The organism is Pseudomonas salomonii (assembly GCF_900107155.1).
Lineage (GTDB): Bacteria > Pseudomonadota > Gammaproteobacteria > Pseudomonadales > Pseudomonadaceae > Aquipseudomonas > Aquipseudomonas salomonii.
In genome coordinates this window covers 716,865-740,160 of record NZ_FNOX01000001.1, presented here as the reverse complement: position 1 = coordinate 740,160, position 23,296 = coordinate 716,865, and the positions used below count along the sequence as shown (strand labels likewise).

At 59.9% G+C, this 23,296-nt stretch carries 21 protein-coding genes; 12 read left to right on the top strand and 9 right to left on the bottom strand.

Annotated elements, in window-relative coordinates; all coding sequences use genetic code 11:
* Positions 1 to 16: 16 nt before the first annotated feature.
* A complete protein-coding gene (locus BLV67_RS03545; protein ID WP_065928971.1) occupies positions 17 to 1,660 on the bottom strand; it encodes a Na+/H+ antiporter in 1,644 nt (547 codons plus the stop codon).
* Between the two features lie 278 nt (positions 1,661 to 1,938).
* Between BLV67_RS03545 and BLV67_RS03540 the strand changes: the two genes are divergently transcribed.
* The 4 genes from BLV67_RS03540 to BLV67_RS03525 all read left to right on the top strand — a co-directional run bounded on the left by BLV67_RS03540 (position 1,939) and on the right by BLV67_RS03525 (position 4,992).
* A complete protein-coding gene (locus BLV67_RS03540; RefSeq protein ID WP_231982825.1) occupies positions 1,939 to 2,247 on the top strand; it encodes an arsenate reductase in 309 nt (102 codons plus the stop codon).
* 31 nt (positions 2,248 to 2,278) lie between these two features.
* The gene (gene dapD / locus BLV67_RS03535; RefSeq protein WP_017137134.1) at positions 2,279 to 3,313 is read left to right on the top strand and encodes a 2,3,4,5-tetrahydropyridine-2,6-dicarboxylate N-succinyltransferase; all 1,035 of its coding nucleotides are present in this window, start codon (positions 2,279 to 2,281) and stop codon (positions 3,311 to 3,313) included.
* A 63-nt stretch (positions 3,314 to 3,376) separates the two neighbouring features.
* On the top strand, positions 3,377 to 4,582 hold the full coding sequence (locus tag BLV67_RS03530) for an aminotransferase class V-fold PLP-dependent enzyme (protein WP_065928970.1): 1,206 nt from the start codon (positions 3,377 to 3,379) through the stop codon (positions 4,580 to 4,582).
* Entirely contained in the window at positions 4,579 to 4,992 is a 414-nt protein-coding gene (locus BLV67_RS03525) for a SufE family protein (protein WP_065928969.1), read from the top strand. Before BLV67_RS03530 ends, BLV67_RS03525 begins: the two co-directional genes overlap by 4 nt.
* A 116-nt stretch (positions 4,993 to 5,108) precedes the next feature.
* Here the strand turns inward: BLV67_RS03525 and tcdA are convergent, their stop codons facing one another.
* Positions 5,109 to 5,924, bottom strand: coding sequence for a tRNA cyclic N6-threonylcarbamoyladenosine(37) synthase TcdA (gene tcdA, locus BLV67_RS03520; RefSeq protein WP_065928968.1), 816 nt, complete (start codon positions 5,922 to 5,924; stop codon positions 5,109 to 5,111).
* 211 nt (positions 5,925 to 6,135) lie between these two features.
* On the opposite strand from tcdA, the gene BLV67_RS03515 reads away from it, so the two are divergent.
* The 4 genes from BLV67_RS03515 (at position 6,136) to BLV67_RS03500 (ending at position 11,367) form a co-directional block, all read left to right on the top strand.
* Positions 6,136 to 8,727: a glycosyltransferase gene (locus BLV67_RS03515; protein WP_065928967.1), complete on the top strand. Its 2,592-nt coding sequence runs from the start codon at positions 6,136 to 6,138 to the stop codon at positions 8,725 to 8,727.
* A 247-nt stretch (positions 8,728 to 8,974) separates the two neighbouring features.
* Positions 8,975 to 10,126, top strand: coding sequence for a succinyl-diaminopimelate desuccinylase (gene dapE, locus BLV67_RS03510; RefSeq protein WP_056857547.1), 1,152 nt, complete (start codon positions 8,975 to 8,977; stop codon positions 10,124 to 10,126).
* The gene (locus BLV67_RS03505; protein WP_065928966.1) at positions 10,126 to 10,935 is read left to right on the top strand and encodes a putative RNA methyltransferase; all 810 of its coding nucleotides are present in this window, start codon (positions 10,126 to 10,128) and stop codon (positions 10,933 to 10,935) included. Before dapE ends, BLV67_RS03505 begins: the two co-directional genes overlap by 1 nt.
* Positions 10,936 to 10,989: 54 nt before the next feature.
* Positions 10,990 to 11,367, top strand: coding sequence for a hypothetical protein (locus BLV67_RS03500; RefSeq protein ID WP_069786236.1), 378 nt, complete (start codon positions 10,990 to 10,992; stop codon positions 11,365 to 11,367).
* A gap of 137 nt (positions 11,368 to 11,504) precedes the next feature.
* Here BLV67_RS03500 and BLV67_RS03495 read toward each other — a convergent pair whose 3' ends face one another.
* On the bottom strand, positions 11,505 to 11,714 hold the full coding sequence (locus BLV67_RS03495; RefSeq protein WP_003219353.1) for a cold-shock protein: 210 nt from the start codon (positions 11,712 to 11,714) through the stop codon (positions 11,505 to 11,507).
* 182 nt (positions 11,715 to 11,896) lie between these two features.
* Between BLV67_RS03495 and plsB the strand changes: the two genes are divergently transcribed.
* Genes plsB through BLV67_RS03480 form a run of 3 tightly spaced genes read left to right on the top strand, consistent with a single transcriptional unit; the run spans position 11,897 to position 15,583 of the window.
* Positions 11,897 to 14,401: a glycerol-3-phosphate 1-O-acyltransferase PlsB gene (plsB, locus tag BLV67_RS03490; protein ID WP_065928965.1), complete on the top strand. Its 2,505-nt coding sequence runs from the start codon at positions 11,897 to 11,899 to the stop codon at positions 14,399 to 14,401.
* Positions 14,402 to 14,452: 51 nt separating this feature from the next.
* Positions 14,453 to 14,854, top strand: coding sequence for a YbaY family lipoprotein (locus tag BLV67_RS03485; protein WP_069786235.1), 402 nt, complete (start codon positions 14,453 to 14,455; stop codon positions 14,852 to 14,854).
* Positions 14,855 to 14,893: 39 nt separating this feature from the next.
* Positions 14,894 to 15,583, top strand: coding sequence for a DUF4197 domain-containing protein (locus tag BLV67_RS03480; protein WP_065928963.1), 690 nt, complete (start codon positions 14,894 to 14,896; stop codon positions 15,581 to 15,583).
* Positions 15,584 to 15,661: 78 nt separating this feature from the next.
* On the opposite strand, the gene BLV67_RS32250 is transcribed toward BLV67_RS03480, so the two are convergent.
* The 5 genes from BLV67_RS32250 to BLV67_RS03460 all read right to left on the bottom strand — a co-directional run bounded on the left by BLV67_RS32250 (position 15,662) and on the right by BLV67_RS03460 (position 19,504).
* Positions 15,662 to 15,940, bottom strand: coding sequence for a hypothetical protein (locus BLV67_RS32250; RefSeq protein WP_141722687.1), 279 nt, complete (start codon positions 15,938 to 15,940; stop codon positions 15,662 to 15,664).
* 145 nt (positions 15,941 to 16,085) lie between these two features.
* Complete coding sequence (locus tag BLV67_RS03475; RefSeq protein ID WP_069786234.1) at positions 16,086 to 16,679, bottom strand: LysE family translocator; 594 nt, start codon at positions 16,677 to 16,679, stop codon at positions 16,086 to 16,088.
* A 48-nt stretch (positions 16,680 to 16,727) separates the two neighbouring features.
* Positions 16,728 to 17,345: a LysE family translocator gene (locus tag BLV67_RS03470; RefSeq protein ID WP_083221713.1), complete on the bottom strand. Its 618-nt coding sequence runs from the start codon at positions 17,343 to 17,345 to the stop codon at positions 16,728 to 16,730.
* 33 nt (positions 17,346 to 17,378) lie between these two features.
* Positions 17,379 to 18,629: a serine hydroxymethyltransferase gene (locus tag BLV67_RS03465; RefSeq protein ID WP_244160691.1), complete on the bottom strand. Its 1,251-nt coding sequence runs from the start codon at positions 18,627 to 18,629 to the stop codon at positions 17,379 to 17,381.
* A gap of 110 nt (positions 18,630 to 18,739) precedes the next feature.
* Positions 18,740 to 19,504, bottom strand: coding sequence for a HalD/BesD family halogenase (locus tag BLV67_RS03460; protein ID WP_069786233.1), 765 nt, complete (start codon positions 19,502 to 19,504; stop codon positions 18,740 to 18,742).
* Positions 19,505 to 19,670: 166 nt separating this feature from the next.
* On the opposite strand from BLV67_RS03460, the gene BLV67_RS03455 reads away from it, so the two are divergent.
* Complete coding sequence (locus BLV67_RS03455; protein WP_065928959.1) at positions 19,671 to 20,126, top strand: Lrp/AsnC family transcriptional regulator; 456 nt, start codon at positions 19,671 to 19,673, stop codon at positions 20,124 to 20,126.
* A gap of 103 nt (positions 20,127 to 20,229) precedes the next feature.
* On the opposite strand, the gene BLV67_RS03450 is transcribed toward BLV67_RS03455, so the two are convergent.
* The gene (locus BLV67_RS03450) at positions 20,230 to 23,295 is read right to left on the bottom strand and encodes an efflux RND transporter permease subunit (protein WP_069786232.1); all 3,066 of its coding nucleotides are present in this window, start codon (positions 23,293 to 23,295) and stop codon (positions 20,230 to 20,232) included.
* Position 23,296: the final 1 nt, after the last annotated feature.

Below are 23,296 nucleotides of genomic sequence, written 5' to 3'. Positions count from 1 at the left end.
ACCGCGGTGCGCACAACTACTTCATCACCCCCAGATTCGCCTCACTCATATCCAGATCCGCCAATACTTCGCGCAACACGTCATCACCAATCTGGTGATGACGGCTCAGGCTGTACAACTCCAACCGCTGGGCGCGCAGGGCCTTGAGCCGCAACTTGCGCTCAAGCTGGTCCATCTGCAACGCCAGCGCCTGGGCTTCGGCCGAATCGTTGAACACGTCCAACTGGTGACGATACTCGGACATCAACCGTGCCTTAAGCTCAGCGGCCAACGCCGCCTGGGCGGCGTCAGGGGTTTCGCTTTCTGCCGGTTCTTCTGCTTCAAGGGCATGGATCGCCGCCACGGCAGTTTTTTTCCACGCTTCACGCACTTCGTTATGGCGTTTTTCGTCGGGGCTTTGCTCGATACCGCGCAACAGCAATGGCAACGCAATGCAGGCGGCCACCAGCGACAGCAGGATTACCCCGGCGGCGATGAAGATCAGCAGGTCACGCTGAGGAAAATCCTGGCCGGGCGCCAGCAGCAAAGGCACCGACATCACACCCGCCAACGTGACCGCACCGCGCACGCCACCCACGGTCAACAGCCAGCAGGAGCGCGCCGTGGGCACAAGTGTCAATTCGCTTTTCCCACGTAGCCGCCGCAACAGGCCCGACAGCCGCCAGATGCTTTGCACCCAGACAAACCGTAACACCACCAGCACCAGGAAAATCGCAACCACATCCAGGCAGCGGTACAGCAAGGTTGGCCACAGTGTCGGCTCATGGCTGACCACGGCCTTGATGATGTCGGGCAGTTGCAGGCCCAGCAGCAGGAAGATCAGGCCATTAAACGCAAACTCCAGCAGCGACCACACACTGCGGTTGAGCAAACGCGTGCTGGTCTGGCGTGGCAGCAAGTCGAGCCAGCTTTGCATCATGCCCGCCGCCACCGCCGAGAGAATCCCCGAGGCGCCCAGGCGCTCGGCCAGCACATAGGCTGCGAACGGCAGCAACAACATAAACACCACGTGGGTGGCCGGGTCGTCCCAGCCCCGCGCGATCATCCAGGCGCGTAAACGGCCGACCAGCCAACTCAGCGCCACGCCAACGGCCAGACCGCCCACCGCCACCAGCACAAAAGTGAGGCTGGCATCCGCCAGGGAAAACACGCCGGTCAACGCAGCCGCCAGGGCGAACTTGAAGGTCACCAGGCCGGAGGCATCATTCATCAATGCCTCGCCTTGCAGCATATGCATCAGAGGTTTTGGCAGGCGATTTTGGGAAATGGCCGACACCGCCACGGCGTCAGTCGGGGACAATACAGCCGCCAAGGCGAAGGCCACCGGCAACGGGATCGTAGGCAATATCCAATGGATGAAGTAACCGGCGCCCACCACGGTAAAGAGCACCAGCCCCACCGCCAGCGTAAGGATCGGGCCTCTGAGCCGCCACAATTCGCGCTTGGGCATGCGCCAGCCATCGGAGAACAGCAACGGCGGCAGGAACAGAAACAGGAACAGCTCCGGGTCCAGCGCTACGTGCAGCCCCAGCGTCGGCCAGGCCAGCAAGGCCCCGGCGGCGATCTGCACCAAAGGCAACGGCAGGGGAATAATGCGCCCGACAAGGCGTGAAACGCTGACCAGCATCAGCAGGATAAGAACAGTGTAGGCGGTTTGCATAACGCGGGGTTCCCGGACAATCGACTTGCTATGACACCGATCAGGCAACAACAGGCCGTTGAAGTGCCATATTAACCGGCTATGTTACCCCCATGGCTGCGCAACGGCTTTTGCACATAAGTCGCACTGAATCATCGGCGAGTATGACGAGCGGCACCCAAACCCGCTGGCCGTGGCATAATCCGTGACCTTTAACTTTCATACGTCCAAAGGGGGGCAATTCCTTGACCGCTTCAAGCAAAACCTTGCACCTTTTCGGCATCAAAGCCTGCGACACCATGAAAAAGGCGCGCACCTGGCTCGATGAGCACGCTGTGAGCTATGAGTTCCACGACTACAAAACGGCCGGTATCGACCGCGAACACTTGACCCAATGGTGCAATGAGCACGGTTGGCAGGTGGTTTTGAACCGTGCGGGCACCACCTTTCGCAAACTCGAAGACGAACGCAAAGCCGATCTCGATCAGTCGAAAGCCATTGAATTGATGCTCGCACAACCCTCGATGATCAAGCGCCCGGTGCTCGATCTCGGTGACAGAACCCTGATTGGCTTCAAGCCAGATAGTTATTCGGCGGCCCTCAAGTAGGCCAGCCTTCCATTTTTGTAGAGGTAACAGCATGTCCAATTCCCTGTTCAGCCTGGGCTTCGGCGTCGGCACTCAGAACCGCCAAGGTGCTTGGCTGGAAGTGTTTTACGCACAACCGCTGCTCAACCCGTCGGCCGAGATCGTGGCCGCCATTGCGCCGATCCTCGGTTACACCGAAGGCAACCAGGCTATTACCTTCACCGTGAGCCAGGCGCTGCAACTGGCTGACGCGCTCAAAGGCGTCGACACAGCCCAGGCCGCACTGCTCAGCCGTCTGGCCGAAAGCCACACCCCATTGGTCGCGACCCTGTTGGCCGAAGACGCCGCACTGACCTCCACGCCTGAGGCCTACCTCAAGCTGCACCTGCTGTCCCACCGTCTGGTCAAGCCCCACGGCCTGAGCCTGGCCGGTGTGTTCCCGCAGTTGCCGAACGTGGCGTGGACCAGCCAGGGCGCAATCGACATCAACGAACTGGCCGAACGCCAACTGGAAGCGCGCCTGCGTGGCGAGCTGCTGGAAGTGTTCTCGGTGGACAAGTTCCCGAAAATGACCGACTACGTAGTGCCGGCCGGTGTGCGCATCGCTGATGCCGCGCGCATCCGCCTGGGCGCCTACGTGGGCGAAGGCACCACCGTGATGCACGAAGGTTTCGTCAACTTCAACGGCGGCACCGAAGGCCCGGGCATGATCGAAGGCCGTGTATCGGCAGGCGTGTTCGTCGGCAAGGGTTCGGACCTGGGCGGCGGTTGCTCCACCATGGGCACCCTGTCGGGCGGCGGCAACATCGTGATCAAGGTAGGCGAAGGCTGCCTGATCGGCGCCAACGCCGGTATCGGTATCCCGTTGGGCGACCGCAATACCGTGGAATCGGGCCTGTACGTGACTGCCGGCACCAAGGTTGCCCTGCTCGACGAGCACAACCAACTGGTCAAAGTGGTCAAGGCGCGCGAACTGGCCGGCCAGCCGGACCTGCTGTTCCGTCGCAATTCCCAGACCGGTGCCGTGGAGTGCAAAACCCACAAATCGGCGATCGAACTGAACGAAGCGCTGCACGCTCACAACTAAGCAGCCACTCGATGCCACTAGCGGGCCCCACACCTGGGGCTCGCTTATACGAGTCTTAAGACCATGCTTGTGCCCTCCCCCTGGCGCGCCGATTTCCCGGCCATCGCCACCCTGCAACGGCAAGACCAGACCTACCTGGACAACGCCGCCACCACGCAAAAACCCCAAGCCCTGTTGGACGCCATCAGCCATTACTACGCCAATGGCGCAGCCAATGTGCACCGCGCCCAGCATTTGCCGGGGGCTCACGCGACCCAGGCGTTTGAAGACAGTCGCAGCAAGGTCGCGCAGTGGTTGAACGCAGGTGACAGCGGGCAGATCGTGTTTACCCACGGCGCGACGTCTGCGCTGAACCTCTTGGCCTATGGCCTTGAGCACTTATTCAATACGGGTGATGAAATTGTCATCAGCGCCCTGGAACACCACGCCAACCTGCTGCCCTGGCAGCAACTGGCCAAACGTCGCGCACTCACGCTGGTGGTCTTGCCCCTTGGCGATGATGGCGTGATTGACCTGCAAGCCGCCGCCGAATTGATCGGCCCGCGCACGCGCTTGCTGGCAGTGAGCCAGCTATCCAACGTGCTCGGCGCCTGGCAACCCCTGCAGGCCTTGCTGCCTATGGCCAAGGCCCACGGCGCCTTGACCGTGGTCGATGGTGCCCAAGGCATTGTTCATGGTCGCCACGACGTACAGGCGCTGGGTTGCGACTTCTATGTATTCTCCAGCCATAAGCTCTACGGCCCGGACGGCGTCGGCGTGCTGTATGGCCGTAATGAAGCCCTGCATCACCTGCGCCACTGGCAGTTCGGCGGCGAGATGGTGCAGCAGGCCGAGTATCAAAGTGCGAGCTTTCGCCCTGCGCCGCTGGGTTTCGAGGCGGGCACGCCGCCGATTGCGAGTGTGATCGGCCTGGGCGCCACGCTGGATTACCTGAATTCACTCGACCCGCCGGCCGTGGTCGCCCATGAAGCGGCCCTGCATGACTACCTGCTGCGCGGGCTGAAAGCGCGCAATGGCGTGCGCGTACTCGGCTCTCCCCAGGTGGCACTCGCCAGTTTCGTGGTGGAGGGCGTGCACAACGCCGACCTGGCGCACTTGCTCACCGAACAAGGCATTGCCGTGCGGGCCGGCCACCACTGCGCAATGCCGTTGCTCAAGGCCATGCACTTGTCCGGGGCGATCCGTGTGTCCCTGGCGCTGTACAACGACTCCGATGACCTGGAGCGCTTTTTTGAAGCGCTGGACCAGGCGCTGGATATGTTGCGATGAGCTTGCCGGTGGATGCCGTCAGCGCGCTTGAGTCGTTTCAGGCAGTAGCCAGTTGGGAGCAGCGCGCCCGCATGCTGATGCAATGGGGCGAGCGGCTGCCGGCGCTGGCGGATGACGAGAAGGTCGAGGCCAACCTCGTGCAGGGCTGTGAAAGCCTGGTGTGGTTGGTCGGCCGTTTGCAGGCTGGTCATTGGCAATTTGCCGCCAGCAGCGACGCGCGCATGATTCGTGGGTTGGTGGCGTTGCTGCTGGCACGGGTCAATGGGTTGTCGGCAAGTGAGTTGCAGGCCGTTGACCTGCCGGACTGGTTCGCTCAACTGGGGCTTTCCCGGCAACTGTCGCCGTCGCGCAGTAACGGCTTGAATGCGGTACTGCAGCGCATGCGCGAATTAAGCCGTACACAACACTAAATGTGGGAGCGGGCTTGCTCGCGAATGCGGTGGTTCAGTCAATGATGTATCGACTGACACTACGCTTTCGCGAGCAAGCCCGCTCCCACATTTGGATCTATGCTCGGCAGTGAGATTCAGGCGGATTTTACCCGCTCCGACGGCCTGCGCACCCCGGCCACAATCTTGTCCACCGCCTTGGTCGCCGCCACCATGCCGAACGTGGCCGTGACCATCATCACCGCGCCAAACCCACCGGCGCAGTCCAGCTTCACGCCGTCACCGACGAAACTCTTCTGCAAACAAATGCTGCCGTCCGGCTTGGGGTAGCGCAGTTGTTCGGTAGAAAACACACACGGCACGCTGTAATGGCGGGTCACGGTGCGCGAAAAACCGTAGTCGCGGCGTAGCGTGGAGCGCACTTTCGAGGCCAGCGGGTCGTTGAAGGTGCGGTTCAAGTCGCAGACCTGGATCAGCGTCGGGTCGATCTGCCCGCCGGCGCCGCCGGTGGTAATGATCTGGATCTTGCGGCGCTTGCACCAGGCGATCAGTGCGGCCTTGGCATTGACCGCGTCGATGCAGTCGATCACGCAATCGATATTCGGCGTGATGTACTCGGCCATGGTGTCGCGCGTGACGAAGTCCGGCACCGCGTGCACCGTGCAGTCCGGGTTGATGCCGCGCAGGCGTTCGGCCATCACGTCGACCTTGGGCTTGCCCACGGTGCTGTCCAGGGCGTGCAACTGGCGGTTGCTGTTGCTGACGCAGACATCGTCCAGGTCAAACAGCGAAATCTCGCCCACGCCGCAACGGGCCATGGCTTCCGCCGCCCAGGAGCCCACGCCGCCAACGCCGACGATCGCCACATGGGCCGCTTTCAAGCGGTCCAGGCCTTCAATGCCATACAAGCGGGCGACGCCTGCAAACCGCGGATCTTCTGTGCTCATGACCATTACCCCAAAAACCGGCGCGCATTATGGACTACGCAGCGACAAGTTCGAAGCTTCCAGCTACAAGTAAAGAACTTAGAGGGTCTTTCGCTGACTAACGTCCGGCTTTTCTCTGTCTGCTGTACGCTCAGTTGAAGGCCGGTGTAGGATGCGCGCCGTTCGGCGTAGGCCGACACCTCTTTTCGTTCCACACCCTTTGGAACCCGAAATAGCCATGTCATCGCGTAAATTTGGACTCAACCTGGTGGTAGTGCTGGCAATTGCCGCGCTGTTTACCGGCTTCTGGGCGCTGATCAACCGCCCGGTCACCACCCCTAACTGGCCTGAACAGATCTCCGGGTTCTCCTACTCGCCGTTCCAACAAGGCCAGTTCCCGCAGAAAGACCAGTACCCCACTGACGACCAGATGCGCCAGGACCTGGCGATTATGAGCAAGTTGACGGACAACATCCGTACTTACTCGGTGGACGGCACGTTGGGCGATATCCCCAAACTGGCCGAAGAGTTCGGCCTGCGCGTGACCCTGGGGATCTGGATCAGCCCGGACCTGGAACGCAACGAGCGTGAAATCCAGCGCGCCATCGAGATCGCCAACACCTCGCGCAGCGTTGTGCGCGTGGTGGTCGGTAACGAGGCATTGTTCCGCGAAGAAATCACCCCAGAGGCGCTGATCGTGCTGCTGGACCGGGTGCGCGCCGCCGTGAAAGTGCCGGTGACCACCTCCGAGCAATGGCACATCTGGGAAAAGAACCCGCAACTGGCCAAGCACGTCGATCTGATCGCCGCGCACATCCTGCCGTTCTGGGAGTTCATCCCCATGGACAAGGCCGGCCAGTACGTCCTCGACCGTGCCCGCGACCTGAAAAAGCTGTTCCCGAAAAAGCCGCTGCTGCTCTCGGAAGTGGGCTGGCCGAGCAACGGCCGTATGCGCGGTGGCAATGAAAGCTCGCCGGCCGACCAGGCGATTTACCTGCGTACGCTGGTCAACAAGCTCAACCGCCAGGGTTACAACTATTTCGTGATCGAGGCTTTCGACCAGCCTTGGAAAGTCAGTGACGAAGGTTCGGCCGGCGCTTATTGGGGTGTTTATAACGCCGCGCGCCAGCAGAAATTCAACTTTGAAGGCCCGGTCGTCGCCATTCCGCAATGGCGCGTGCTGGCCATCGGCTCGGTGGTGCTGGCACTGCTGTCGCTGACCCTGCTGATGATTGACGGCTCGGCCCTGCGCCAGCGTGGCCGCACCTTCCTGACCTTTATCGCGTTCCTCTGTGGTTCGGTATTGGTGTGGATCGGCTATGACTACAGCCAGCAATACAGCACCTGGTTCAGTGTGACGGTTGGCATCTTGCTGGCCCTCGGTGCGCTGGGCGTGTTTATCGTGTTGCTCACCGAAGCCCACGAACTCGCGGAAGCGGTGTGGACCCACAAGCGCCGGCGTGAATTCCTGCCGGTGGAAGGCGATTCGCATTACCGCCCGAAAGTCTCGATCCATGTGCCGTGCTACAACGAGCCGCCGGAGATGGTCAAACAGACCCTCGACGCCCTGGCCGCCCTCGATTACCCGGACTTCGAAGTCCTGATCATCGATAACAACACCAAGGACCCGGCCGTCTGGGAGCCGGTGCGCGACTACTGCGAAACCCTCGGCCCGCGCTTCAAGTTCTTCCACGTCTCGCCCCTGGCCGGTTTCAAGGGCGGCGCGCTGAACTACCTGATTCCGCACACCGCCAAGGATGCCGAAGTGATCGCGGTGATCGACTCGGACTACTGCGTGTCGCCCAACTGGCTCAAGCACATGGTGCCGCACTTCGCCGACCCGAAAATCGCTGTGGTGCAGTCGCCGCAGGACTACCGCGACCAGAACGAAAGCACCTTCAAGAAGCTCTGCTACGCCGAATACAAGGGCTTTTTCCATATCGGCATGGTCACCCGCAACGACCGTGACGCGATCATCCAGCACGGCACCATGACCATGACCCGTCGCTCGGTGCTCGAGGAACTCGGCTGGGCCGACTGGTGCATCTGTGAAGACGCCGAACTCGGCCTGCGGGTATTCGAAAAAGGCCTGTCGGCGGCGTATTACCACGACAGCTACGGCAAGGGCTTGATGCCGGATACCTTTATCGACTTCAAGAAGCAGCGTTTCCGCTGGGCCTACGGCGCGATCCAGATCATCAAGCGCCACACCGCCAGCCTGTTGCGCGGCAAAGGCACCGAGCTGACCCGTGGCCAGCGTTACCACTTCCTCGCGGGCTGGTTGCCGTGGGTGGCGGATGGCATGAACATCTTCTTCACCGTCGGCGCCCTGTTGTGGTCGGCGGCGATGATCATCGTGCCGACCCGTGTTGACCCGCCGCTGCTGATTTTCGCGATCCCGCCGTTGGCGTTGTTTGTGTTCAAGGTCGGCAAGATCATCTTCCTCTACCGCCGTGCGGTGGGTGTGAACTTGAAAGATGCGTTCTGCGCGGCACTGGCCGGGCTGGCGTTGTCGCACACCATCGCCAAGGCGGTGCTGTATGGCTTCTTCACCACCAGTATTCCGTTCTTTCGCACACCGAAAAACGCCGATAACCACGGCTTCTGGGTCGCAATTTCCGAAGCCCGCGAAGAGATGTTCATCATGTTGCTGTTGTGGGGCGCCGCACTGGGGATTTACCTGGTGCAGGGCCTGCCGAGCAATGACATGCGCTTCTGGGTGGTGATGCTGCTGGTGCAATCACTGCCGTATGTGGCGGCGCTGATCATGGCGTTCCTGTCGTCGCTGCCAAAACCTGCACCTAAGGTTGAGCCGGCAACCGCAGAGTAAAAACTTGCGCAATGCACTAAACGGCGGCCTCTGGCCGCCGTTTTGCTATAAGATAACGGCCGTTTTGTTGGATCAGGCAAGCACCGATTGCTTTATGTGGGAGCGGGCTTGCTCGCGAAAGCGCAGGGTCAGTTCCTGATGTATTGACTGACACACCGCATTCGCGAGCAAGCCCGCTCCCACATTGGATCTGCGCCGTTTCAGCACATTCGTCCTGCGCCCCTTACACGCTTCCCGGAGTTTCCCCATGACGGCCCATGCCGACCTTTCGCCGACCCTTCAACTTGCCATCGACTTGATCCGTCGCCCCTCGGTGACGCCGATCGATGCCGACTGCCAGAAGCTGATGATGCAGCGCCTGGGCGACGCCGGTTTTGCGCTTGAGCCGATGCGTATCGAAGACGTTGACAACTTCTGGGCCACCCATGGCAAACACGAAGGGCCGGTACTGTGCTTTGCCGGTCACACCGACGTGGTGCCAACCGGCCCGGTGCAGGCGTGGCAGAACGACCCGTTCGACGCGTTGATCGACGAACACGGCATGCTCTGCGGGCGTGGCGCGGCGGACATGAAAGGCAGCCTGGCGGCAATGCTGGTGGCCTCGGAGCGTTTTGTGACCGACTACCCGGACCACAAGGGTTCGGTGGCTTTTCTGATCACCAGCGATGAAGAAGGCCCGGCGCACCACGGCACCAAAGCGGTCATCGAGCGCCTGGCGGCCCGCAAGGAGCGTCTGGACTGGTGCATCGTCGGCGAACCGTCGAGCACTACGCTGGTGGGCGATGTGGTCAAAAATGGTCGTCGCGGTTCCCTCGGTGCCACCCTGACCGTGCGCGGCGTACAGGGCCACGTGGCGTACCCGCACCTGGCGAAAAACCCAATCCACCTGGCCGCGCCGGCGCTGGCGGAACTGGCGGCCGAGCACTGGGACGATGGCAACACCTTCTTCCCGCCAACCAGCTTCCAGATTTCCAACCTCAATTCCGGTACCGGCGCCACCAACGTGATTCCGGGCGACCTGACGGCAGTGTTCAACTTCCGGTTCTCCACCGAATCCACCGTCGAGGGCCTGCAACAGCGCGTTGCAGCGATTCTGGATAAACACGGCCTGGACTGGCACGTTGAATGGGCCTTGTCGGGCCTGCCATTCCTCACCGAGCCGGGCGCGTTACTGGATGCTGTTTCGGCCAGCATCAAGGCGATTACCGGCCGCGAGACCAAGGCGTCCACCAGCGGCGGCACGTCCGATGGGCGCTTCATTGCCACCCTCGGTACTCAGGTCGTGGAGTTGGGGCCGGTCAACGCGACGATCCATCAGGTCAACGAACGCATCCTGGCCAGCGACCTCGATGTGCTGACCGAAATCTACTACCAAACCCTGATCAAGTTGCTCGCCTGATGCTCGCCTGCCCCCTTTGCAGCGCACCGCTCAACGCGGTGGATAACGGCGTGGCGTGCCCGGCCGGGCACCGTTTCGACCGTGCGCGCCAGGGTTATCTGAACCTGTTGCCGGTGCAGCACAAGAACAGCCGCGACCCAGGTGACAACCTCGCCATGGTCGAGGCACGCCGCGACTTTCTCAATGCCGGGCACTATGCGCCAGTGGCCAAGCGCCTGGCCGAACTGGCCGCCGAGCGCGCGCCGCAGCGCTGGGTGGACATCGGATGTGGCGAGGGTTACTACACCGCGCAAATCGCCGACGCCCTGCCCCACGCTGACGGCTATGCGCTGGATATCTCCAAGGAAGCGGTGAAACGCGCGTGCAAACGCAACCCGGCGCTGACCTGGTTGATCGCCAGCATGGCCCGCGTGCCGCTGGCGTCGGGCAGTTGCCAATTTCTCGCCAGCGTGTTCAGCCCTTTGGACTGGGACGAAGCCAAGCGCCTGCTCAGCCCCGGCGGCGGTTTGATGAAGGTCGGCCCAACCGCCGGCCACCTGATGGAACTGCGCGAGCGCCTGTACGACGAAGTGCGTGAATACACCGACGACAAGCATTTGGCGTTGGTACCCGAAGGCATGAGCCTGGCGCACAGTGAAACGCTGGAGTTCACCCTGAGCCTGATCGAGCCCCGGGACCGCGCCAACCTGCTGGCGATGACGCCCCATGGCTGGCGTGCGAGTGCCGAGCGCCGTGCTGAAGTGATCGAGGCCGCCGAACCGCTGCTGGTCACCGTATCGATGCGCTACGATTATTTCGTGCTTCAATAACCGACTTTTAAGTATCCGCGAATGGATTTTCGAATCCCGCAACGAGGAACATCCATGCGCCAACCTGATATCGAGATTTACCTGAAAGACGCCGAGGTCGATTACAAGGCCATCGCCGCCTGGCTGGGCACTGCCCTCGGCCCGTGCACCGACTGGGTCCAGAAAGGCCAGACCTACAAGTGCAAGGCCGGCACTGTGCCGGTCACCTGGCTGCCAAAAGCCGTGGGCAAGTGGAACAGCCTGTACCTGGAAAGCGAACAGACGCCGTGGGACGACGACATCGCCTGCGCCCGCGCCGCCTTTGCCGCGCTGAACGTCGAAGTGCGCTGCGCGCCGGGTACCTGGGTTGAGGAGGAAGGTGAGGAAAGCGCTGATACCTGGATTCGCATCAGTGCCGACGGTGAAGAGCAGATCACCTGGAAAACTGCCTGATCCAAACCGGAAAACCCAATCAATGTGGGAGCTGGCTTGCCTGCGATAGCATCACGGCGGTCCGACTGATAGACCGAGGTGTCTGCATCGCAGGCAAGCCAGCTCCCACAGTTGATTGGGTTAGCCCGACAAGAGTGTTACAGGCCCACCACATCCTCAGCCTGCAAGCCCTTCTCGCCGGTTACCACGGCGTATTCCACCTGCTGCCCCTCCGCCAATGAGCGGTGGCCCTCACCGCGAATGGCGCGGTAGTGCACAAACACATCCTTGCCGTCTTCACGCTGGATAAAGCCATAGCCCTTTGCATCGTTGAACCACTTCACATTGCCGGTTTCACGCGTTGCCATCTGTCTTACTCCCACATGCATTTTTATTGTTGAGTCGCTCGCATTGAACTGCCGAGTATAAGACAGGCTCAAAAACGATCAACTCAAGTTTACATCGCTGCTTTTTTGCCGATTTTCGGCGAATACGGCACACTACCCGCCCGAGCACCTGCTCGGTTTTTTCCACTTCAAGCAGCACGCCTATGACCCGCTCCCCGTTCCGCCGTCTGGTGTTTGGCACCTTGCGCCGACTGTTGTACCTCTGGGTTCGCTCGGAGACGATCAATCAGTCGTCCCTAACCCTTAACCTGGACCGCAGCCGGCCGGTGTTTTACGTGCTGCAATCGCCTTCTCTCACCGAATTGGCGGTGGTCGACAAGGAATGCACCAAGGCCGGCCTGCCGCGCCCGGTGCTGCCGGTATCGGTGGGCCCGCTGATGGAACCGGCGGCGTTTTTCTACCTCACGCCGGAACCCGACTGGCTCGGCCGCCAGGACAAGCGCGGCGCGCCGCCGACCCTGACCCGCCTGGTCAACACCCTGACCGAGCACGCCGAAGAGAATGCACAAATCATTCCGGTCAGCGTGTTCTGGGGGCAGTCGCCCGAAAGCGAGTCCAGCCCATGGAAACTGCTGTTTGCCGACAGCTGGGCGGTCACCGGCCGCCTGCGCCGCTTGCTGAGCATCCTGATCCTGGGTCGCAAGACCCGTGTGCAATTCTCCGCGCCTATCAACCTGCGTGAATTGATCGAGCACAATAAAGGCCACGAACGCACCGTGCGCATGGCCCAGCGCATCTTGCGCGTGCACTTTCGTAACCTGAAGACTGCGGTCATCGGCCCCGACCTGTCACACCGCCGTAACCTGGTCAAAGGCCTGGTCAACATGCCGCTGGTGCGCCAGGCGATTGCGGATGAGGCCGAACGCGAAAAAATCACCCCGGAAAAAGCCAAGGCCCAGGCCCTGCGCTACGGCAACGAGATCGCGTCGGACTACACCTACACCGCCATTCGCTTTCTGGAAGTGGTATTGAGCTGGTTCTGGAACAAGATCTACGACGGCATCAAGGTCAACAATATCGAAGGTGTGCAAAAGGTTGCCCAGGGTTACGAGGTGATCTACGTGCCTTGCCACCGCAGCCATATCGACTACCTGCTGCTCTCATACCTGCTGTTCAAAAACGGCCTGACCCCGCCGCACATTGCCGCCGGCATCAACCTGAACATGCCGGTGATCGGCAGCCTGCTGCGCCGTGGCGGTGCGTTTTTCATGCGCCGCACCTTCAAGGGCAACCCGCTGTACACCTCGGTATTCAACGAATACCTGCACACCCTGTTCACCAAGGGCTTCCCGGTGGAGTACTTCGTCGAAGGCGGGCGCTCGCGCACCGGGCGCATGCTGCAACCGAAAACCGGGATGCTGGCGATCACACTGCGCAGCTTCTTGCGCTCCTCACGCATGCCAATCGTGTTCGTGCCGGTGTATATCGGCTATGAACGCGTGCTCGAAGGCCGTACTTACCTGGGCGAGTTGCGCGGGGCGAGCAAGAAGAAAGAATCGATCTTCGATATTTTCAAAGTGGTCGGCGCGCTCAAGCAGCGCTTTGGCCAGGTCGCGGTCAACTTCGGCGAGCCGATCAAGCTGGCTGAGTTCCTCGACGCCGAGCAGCCGGACTGGCGTGCCCAGGAGCTGGGCCCGAACTACAAACCGGCGTGGCTCAACGAAACCACCAACCGCCTCGGCGAGCAGGTGGCACGCCACCTCAACGAAGCCGCAGCCGTCAACCCGGTGAACCTGGTGGCCCTGGCCCTGCTTTCCACCACGCGCCTGGCCCTGGATGAACAGGCCATGGCCCGCCAGCTGGACCTGTACCTGGCACTGCTGCGCCGCGTGCCCTACTCACCGCACACCACGTTGCCTGAGGGTGATGGCCTGGCGCTGATCAAGCACGTCAAGGACATGAACCTGCTCTCTGAGCAGAGTGACGCCTTGGGCAAGATTGTGTATCTGGATGAGCAGAACGCCGTCCTGATGACTTATTACCGCAACAACGTGCTGCACATTTTCGCCCTGCCGGCGCTGCTGGCGAGCTTCTTCCAGAGCAGCTCACGCATGAGCCGCGAGCAGATCCTGCGCTTTACTCGCGCGCTTTACCCGTACCTGCAATCGGAGCTGTTTATTCGCTGGTCGCTGGAAGAGTTGGACGCGGTAGTCGACCAATGGCTGGAAGCCTTTGTCGAACAAGGCCTGCTGCGTTTTGAAAACAACGTGTACCTGCGCCCGGCCCCGAGTTCGCGGCACTTTGTGCTGCTGACGCTGTTGTCCAAGAGCATCGCCCAGACCCTGCAACGCTTCTACATGGCGATCTCGCTGCTGCTTAACAGCGGCCAGAACAGCATCAGCGCCGAAGAGCTGGAAGACCTGTGCACGATCATGGCCCAGCGCCTGTCGATCCTGCATGGCCTGAACGCGCCGGAGTTCTTCGACAAGAGTCTTTTCCGACATTTTATCCAGACATTGCTGGAACAAGATGTGCTGCGTCGCGACGAGGCCGGGAAATTGAGTTACCACGACCTGCTGGGTGAACTGGCGGAAGGCGCGGCCAAACGCGTGTTGCCTGCCGAGATTCGCCTGTCGATTCGCCAGGTGGCCTTGCATCGCGTCGACGGCGCCGCTGAAGTGCCTGTGGAACCGGCAGAAAGCCGCTAGATTGACTGAGGCGCCGGGCTGTTTCCGGCGCCGTTGAAAAGGAGCCGTACCATGAAAAAGATCATCCTCCTGGGCCTTACCGCCCTGCTCGGAGCCTGCCAATCCATGACTCCAGCCCCCAAGGCCAGCCTCGACGGCGAAGTGTTCTACCTGCAACGCATCGCCCTGCCGCCCACTGCCACTTTGAGCGTCAGCCTGCAGGACGTGTCGCTGATGGACGCGCCGGCGGTGACCTTGGCCGAACAGAAAGGCCCGGTCAAAGGCCAGGTTCCGCTGCCGTTTCACCTGAGCTACGACCCGGCGCAGGTCAAACCCGGCCACACTTACTCGGTGAGCGCTCGCATCGAGCTGGACGGCAAGCTACTGTTTATTACCACCGAACGCCACGCGGTGCAGCTCGACGGCAAGGACCAACACCCCCTGCGCCTGCGCGTTGATGCTGTCGCACACTGACCTTTTCCAGACCATAAGCCCGAACCTAAGGAAGCGCTCATGCTCCGTCACTCTCTTCGCCTCACTGCCCTGTGTGCCGGCTTGCTGCTCGGTGCCAACGCCATGGCCCTGGACCTTGGCAGCCTGTCCCAGGGCGACGCCTCCGGCGGTCTCAAGGACGCCTTGACCCAAGGCGCTCAGATCGCCGTGAAGCAACTGGGCACGCCCGGTGGTTTCAGCAACAACCCCGAAGTAAAGATCGGCTTGCCAGGCAAGCTGGGCAAAGTCGCCGACAAGCTGAAGATGTTCGGCATGGGTGACCAGGTCACGCAGTTGGAAACCAGCATGAACAAGGCCGCCGAAACGGCGGTGACCCAGGCGCAACCGATCCTGGTCAATGCGGTTAAAAACATGAGCGTGACCGACGCCAAGGGCATTCTCAGCGGCGGCCAGGACTCAGCGACGCAGTACCTGAATAAAAGCAGCCGCGAGCAGATCCGCGCCAAGTTCCTGCCGATCGTCAAGGCGGCTACCGACAAGGTAGGGGTTGCTCAGCAGTACAACGCTCTGGCCGGCAAGGCGGCAGCATTCGGTGCAGTGGATGCCAAAAGTGCCAACGTTGAAAACTACGTGACCGAACAGGCGCTGGACGGCTTGTTCAAGATGATCGCGCAGCAGGAAGAAACCATTCGCAAAAACCCGGCAGCCGCGGCCACCAGCCTGGCGAAGAAGGTGTTTGGCGCGCTGTAAGCCACTCAAACATGCTGGATCCACTGCGCCAAGGCCGCTTACCACGGGCCTTGGCGCAGTTGTTTCTGGCCGGGCCGCTTAACGACTCAAAGTATAAAGCGGATACGTAGGCCGGTAGGGTGAAGGCTGCTCGCAGATCCTGGGTTGCTGCGTATGCGGCTCGCCAGGATTCGTCTGGCAGGGATAGGTATTGCCCGCATGTGGCCGAACTGTTTGAGGACGATGGCGATGGTGGTGATCGTTTGTTGCGTGCCCTGACCGATACCCGTTTTCAAAATCATTGCGCGGTACGTTATTGCCCAGCAGGGCTCCGAGCAGCGCACCTTTGAGAGCAATTACAGCATCAAAAAAAGCCATGTATATCTCCATAAACTCATTGAATAGGCCGGACTGCCGCATCAGGGAAGTCCAAACCTGTGCCTGTCCATCAGGCAATTCTGAGTGGAGGGAAAAAACATAAACGTTCCACAGGCGCACACGCCTGTTTCAATCAGCATGTGAATCAGTGAATCACCGCCCCTGCCAATCGCCCCATCATGATCGTGGCAAAACAACCAATGGCCACGGAGGCGATGCGGTTGATCTTCAAGGGGGTTAACCAGGCTTTCTGAACGCCTTCAAAACGGCTGCCCAGTACGATCCAGGCAGCGCCTACCGGTATCACCACCAACGCCAGCAGGGTCATGAACCCGACATAGCCTGGCAGCGAAGTGAAGGTGCCGAGCGGCGCGATAAACGAAACAATCAGCAGGCCCTTGGGGTTCATCACCGTGAGCCAGAAAAAATGCACGCCGGATAACCGATCGTGCTGTGAGTCGACACTGCTGGTGTGGCGTTGCCACAGCGTGAATGACAATTTGAGCAGATAGCAGGCCGCCGCCATTTGAGTGGCTTTCACCGCCCACGGTGACCAGGCCGAGAGATAAAACAGCACCACGCCCCAGACAGAGACTTGCAGCAGATAAGCCAGGCATTCAATCAATGCCATACGCCACGAAGCGGCAAACCCAAACAGCACACCCGCGCGTAACAGCAGCGTGTTTGTCGGCCCAGGCACGACCAGTAACAACACCAGTGCAGAAACGGTCCCAAACATGAAGGTTTTCCTCGGTTGGAATGATCACGGGCCCTCCCACCGATAGCGCTACCACGTCAGCGTGAATGACCAGGCGACAGTCGCTACCATCAAAATCGCGAAGCTTACGTTAAGTCGTCGACTCCAAACGGGATGGATGAACAACTTGCGCATCCGGCTGCCTGCAAAAAGCCACAAAAAATCGAATACCACGCAAACCAATAAACAAATAAACGCTTTTGTACCCTGCTCCCAGCCCGGCGTCGTGCCCAAGGTGAAACTGCCCAGTAACGCTGCAAACGCGGCATACGCTTTGATATTCGCAACCCCCAGCACAAAACCGGCACCCCAGCCCGGCGTGACCACGGCTTGCTCATCCTGAATGGGCGGTGCCGTGCCAATGCGGTAAGCCAACCAAAAAATATAAACAATAGAGATGACCGTCAGTGCCACCGCCAACCCGGGAAAGCTGTGCAAGACGACGTATAAACCCGAAGCAACCAACGCCATGGCAATAACTAAACCCAGGGTGACCCCGACAAAAAACTCAAACGAGCGTTGCATGCCATACGCCGCGCCGCTGGCTGCCAGCGCCAGGGTGGCGGGGCCGGGGCTGGCAAGTAAGGCGATAGCTGCGAGGGTAAAGGTGAATATCGCCTGGTAAACGGAAATCAGGATGTCAGGCATGCACTTTTCCTCTGTGACTACGTTCAGGATGGCTCAACCGGGTAGCCCATTTTCGTGGCAGTAATAGATTGTCCTGTGGTTTTTCATGAAATCAATCACACCATTGGCAACGCCCATCGGGTCCTCTTTATGCAGGAGCACCCTGGCAATCTGCTCGGCGATCCAGGCCATTTCCGGCTCCTTCATGCCCAGGCGGGTAGCCTCGACAGTACCGAGCCGAATGCCTGTTTCTCGATAAGGGTCGGTGTCCCAAGGCAACGGCATTTCGTTGGTAATGATGTTGGCGGCCTCCAGGCGCTGTACTGCCTCACGGCCGCAGGCGAAGGGCTTTGAATCAATCACAATCTGATGGGTTCGGGTGTAACCCTGTTCTCGATAGAAGGCCGTCACCCCCCGAAGCTCCAGGTGCATGGCCAACGCCTGGGCGTTACTGACCACCTGTTTCATATAGGTTCGCCCGAACTCGAGCATTTCCGTAGCCGCCACCGCGAGCGCAGCCACACGGTTGATTTGATGGCTACCGGTCAGCGTAGGGAAAATCGCCTCATGCAGCGGCGCTGTCAGTGTTGCATCGTTCCAGACAATGACGCCGCCCTGAGGGCCACTGAACGTCTTCCCGGAAGACCCGGTCATGAGGTCGGCGCCCTCAGCCAATGGGTCCTGGAACAAGCCGGCACTGATCAAGCCCAATTGGTGGGCGGCGTCGAAATAGACCTTGCCCTCCCAGGATGAAACGATGCCTTTTATGTCCGCCAACGGTAACGGAAACAAGGTCAGTGTCATGCCCAACCCAATCACAGCAGGTTTGAGGGTCTGAGCGATTTCACTGAAGCGTGTGAGGTCGATGTCTGCAGTTTTGTGCACAAACGGAATGTCCCACACCTTGAGTCCGCGAACCCCAGGCGGCCCGTTGGTGCGGTTACTGGTATCTCCACCGCGGATCACCGGCACCGTCATCACGTTGTCTTCAAGACGAGCCAGCGCTGTGTACGCAGCCATTACACCCGCCAGACCACCCATCAAACGATGATCGGCGTACCGGGCATGCAGCGTGATTTTAAGCAATTCCACGCAGAGCGATTCCAGCTCGTCGATGTTCTTCATCCCGGAGAAAAACCGGTTGTCACGTCCGATATGCCCACCCGATGCGCGCGTCCCCACCTCACTGGCCAGTAACGCACGCACCGACGGGCTGGTGGGCGACTCAGCGGCCACGAGATTGATGCACTGCTGCCCACGCCATTGCTCATTGCGGCCCACCGCCGCCCGGACCAGATCGGCCATGGCCGAGTGTGATTGCGCCTGCTTGAGCAGGGCATTGGCGCGCTGTAGGCATTCAATATCATGCATGACCTTCATCCCATCTGTTCGCGTGACAACCAGCCACAGGCGTTTTACGTCAGGCTTTTGGCCGCCTCAACATGCTGGTCTTCCCACCAGCGATCATTGCCGTGCAGGTTTGCGCTGAGGTCTTTTTCAGCCGCCCACGTCATATTGAGGATGATCCGGGTGGCATCTTCATTGAGTGGGATAGTGCGATGCAGGGTGGTATCGGTGCGCAGGAAATAAATATCCCCGGTCTTGAAACCGTAAGTCGCAATCGAGTTACTGCACAGCAGCTCGTGAATCCTCGGGTTGGCCTTGTCCCACGAGGTATGGGGCACGCACTGCAACATCCCGCCCTTGGCGACAGGGGGCGTTTCGATAATCCAGATCAGTGCAAAGCTGTAATCCCCCCAGTGCCATCCATGGGTGTCGCCTTTGCGCTCCTGCTGGGTGATCAGGTATTCCTCGTCCTTGGAGACGGACGGGACAATGCGTGTTCCGGCTATCTGTGACAGGGTGCCAAGCAACACATCGGACTTCGACAGCGCATTAATGAGAGGACTGTTTTCAGCAATGAATTCGCTGCGCACAACACTCATATAACGCGGTGTATTATCGGTAGTTGCCAAGTGAAGGTCACGCCGTTCAAGCTGGCGCTCGATCAAATTTTTTACTTCAGCGGCAATCTCTTCACGCACCGTATCATCGACGATATCGCGCAACTTTATAAACCCATCTCGGGCAAATTCATGACGTTGCGAAAACAATCGCTGCTCAGAAAAATTATTATTATGGTGCTCTTGCAAGCGTGCCTCATCAAGTACGTGGTTCATTTCAATCCCTCGACGAATAGATCAAGTTGAAATAGCACTACAGTACTGCGTCTGACTGCAGACAAAACAATAGGTAGGAGTTTTCGAAAAATCCATCCTTTTTTTCAGGGATCTGTGGTATGTAAGATTTTCACGCTATTTCATCAATGTTCGTAAGGTCCATCTAATGAAAAGGCTTACAAAAAACGATCAGACACTCGATGCAATTGATCGCGCGCTGCTGATCGCCCTGCATCAGAATGCGCGGGCGTCTATCCGCGCACTTGGCCGGCAGGTGGGGTTATCTGCCCCAGGTTGCAGCGAGCGTCTCAAACGCCTGGAGGTGGCAGGGGTTATAAGCGGGTTCAGCGTAGAGTTGGACGCACACGCTCTCGGGTTTGCGCTTCAAGCTCTGGTGCGGGTAAAACCGCTGACGGGGAATTTTCAAACCGTGGAGCAGTTACTGTCAGAAATGCCTGAGTGTATTGTTTGTTACAAGATTACCGGCGAAGACAGTTTCGTCTGCCATCTGTACACACACTCCGTCAGCCACCTTGACCAGACATTACAAAAAATAACGCCGTTAGCCGACACCAACACCTCCATTATAAAAACCGTTGAGAAGAAACTGCCCCCACTCTAATCAAACAAGTGGGAGACATTCAGGCTTAAACAGCAGTTATCGGATTTCAGGCTTTTCCCACACCCGCCAACACTAACTACACGCCTTCGTCTCCCGTCATGAACTAGTGCGCCTCCTTCTTAATGCGAAACCACGCAGCATACAGTGCCGGCAAGAACAATAACGTCAACGCCGTCGCCACAATCAACCCGCCCATGATTGCCACCGCCATCGGCCCGAAGAACACGCTGCGTGACAGTGGAATCATCGCCAATACCGCCGCAAGCGCCGTCAGTACAATCGGGCGGAAGCGTCGGACGGTGGCTTCGATGATCGCTTGCCAGGGCGTGAGCCCGGCCTTGATGTCTTGTTCGATCTGGTCCACCAGGATCACCGAGTTACGCATGATCATGCCCGACAGCGCGATGGTGCCGAGCATGGCGACGAAGCCGAAGGGCTGGCGAAACACCAGCAGGAACAAGGTCACACCGATCAAGCCCAGCGGCGCGGTCAGAAACACCATCGCGGTGCGTGAGAAACTGCGCAGTTGCAGCATCAGCAAGGTCAGCACCACCACGATAAACAGCGGCACGCCGGCCTTGACCGAGTTCTGGCCACGGGCCGAATCCTCGACGGTGCCGCCCACTTCGAGCAGGTAACCGTCCGGCAGTTCGGCGCGCACACCTTCCAGGGTCGGCAGGATCTGCTGGACCAGGGTCGCCGGCTGTTCCTTGCCGTAGATGTCGGCACGCACGGTCACCGTCGGCAGGCGATTGCGGTGCCAGATGATGCCTTCTTCAAAGCCATACTCAAGGGTCGCAATCTGCGACAACGCTACGCTTTGGCCGTTGTCGGTCGGCACCGCCAGGCTCGGCAGCAGCGACAGTTCGGTACGCTCATGCACGGTGCCGCGCAGCAGAATCTCGATCAATTCGTTGTCCTCGCGGTACTGGCTGACGGTGGAGCCGGTCAAGGAGCTTTGCAGGAATTTCGACAGGTTGGCAGTGCTGACGCCCAGCGCACGGGCACGGTCCTGGTCGATATTCAGGTAGACGATCTTGCTCGGCTCCTCCCAGTCCAGGTGCACGTTGACCACGTGGGTATTTTCGCGAACCTTGGCCGCGACCTTGCGCGCCAGGGCACGGACTTCTTCGATGTGCTCGCCGGTCACGCGAAACTGCACCGGGTAGCCCACGGGCGGGCCGTTTTCGAGGCGCGTGACGCGTGAACGCAGGTCGGGGAATTGTTCGTTAAGGGTCTCGATCAGCCAGGTGCGCAGGCTCTCGCGTTCCTCGATGGTTTTGGCCAGTACCACAAACTGCGCAAAGCTGGCGGCCGGCAGTTGCTGGTCCAGCGGCAGGTAGAAGCGCGGCGAACCGGTGCCCACATAGGCCACATAGTTGTCGATACCGGCATGCTCCTTGAGCAAGGCTTCCAGGCGTTTGACCTGGTCGGCGGTGTTGCTCAGCGAGGCACCTTCAGCCAGTTTCAGGTCGACCATCAACTCCAGGCGACCGGAGGCCGGGAAGAACTGCTGAGGCACAAAACGGAACAGCGCCACCGAGCCGATAAACAACAGCAAGGTCAACACGATCACGGTTTTGCGCCGACGCACACACCATTCGACCAAGCGTCTTACACGCTGATAGAAAGGTGTGCCGTAGGGATCCGGCCCATCCGTGCCGTGTTTGGCCGCATGAATCTTCGCCAGGTCCGGCAGGAGTTTTTCCCCCAGGTACGGCACAAACACCACCGCCGCGACCCACGAGGCCAGCAGGGCAATGGTCACCACCTGGAAGATCGAACGGGTGTATTCGCCGGTGCTCGATTGCGCAGTGGCAATCGGCAGGAAACCTGCGGCGGTGATCAATGTGCCGGTGAGCATCGGGAACGCGGTGCTGGTCCAGGCAAAACTGGCGGCCTTGAGCCGGTCGTAGCCCTGCTCCATTTTGATCGCCATCATCTCCACGGCGATGATTGCATCGTCCACCAGCAAGCCCAGGGCCAACACCAAGGCACCGAGGGAGATTTTGTGCAGGCCGATGCCCAGGTAATACATGGTCGCAAAGGTCATCGCCAGCACCAGCGGAATCGCCAGGGCCACCACCATGCCGGTGCGTACGCCAAGGGAGAAGAAGCTCACCAGCAGCACGATGGCCAAGGCTTCAGCCAGTACCTGGACGAATTCGCCGACGCTGGTTTTCACCGCTGCCGGTTGGTCCGAGACCTTGCGCAGCTCCATGCCCGCCGGAAGGTTCTTCTGCAGGCGGGCAAATTCGCCTTCAAGGGCCTTACCCAATACCAGAATGTCGCCGCCGTCACGCATCGCCACGGCCAGGCCGATGGCGTCTGCGCCCATGTAGCGCATGCGCGGCGCCGGTGGATCGTTGAAACCGCGATGGATTTGCGCCACGTCACCGATGCGCAAGGTGCGGTCACCGACGCGAATCGGGAAGTTGCGGATCTCATCGACCGTTTTGAAGTTACCCGAGACCCGCAACTGCACGCGTTCCGTCGGCGTTTCAAAGAAACCGGCGGTGGAGACGGCGTTCTGTTCTTGCAGTGCCTGCTGCACCGCAGCCAATGGCAGGCCGAGGGTGGCGAGCTTGAGGTTGGACAGCTCGATCCAGATCTTCTCGTCCTGCAGGCCCAGTAACTCGACCTTGCCCACGTCCGGCACGCGTTGCAACTGAATCTGGATGCGGTCGGCGTAGTCCTTGAGCACCGCGTAATCAAAACCGTCACCGGTCAGGGCGTAGATATTGCCGAAGGTGGTGCCGAATTCATCGTTGAAAAACGGCCCCTGGATATCCGGCGGCAAGGTCTGGCGAATATCGCTGATCTTCTTGCGCACCTGGTACCACAGCTCCGGGATTTGCGCCGAGTGCATCGAATCGCGGGCTATGAAGGTAACCTGGGATTCACCGGGCCGCGAGAACGAGACAATGCGCTCGTACTCGCCCGTTTCCATCAGCTTTTTCTCGATGCGTTCGGTGACCTGCCGCGAGACTTCCTGGGCCGTGGCGCCCGGCCAGTTGGTCTTGATGACCATGGCCTTGAAGGTAAACGGCGGGTCTTCACTTTGCCCCAGCTTGGTGTAGGACAAGGTGCCGACCACGGCCAGCAGGATCATCAGGAACAGTACGATCTGGCGATTACGCAACGCCCATTCGGAAAGATTGAAACCCATC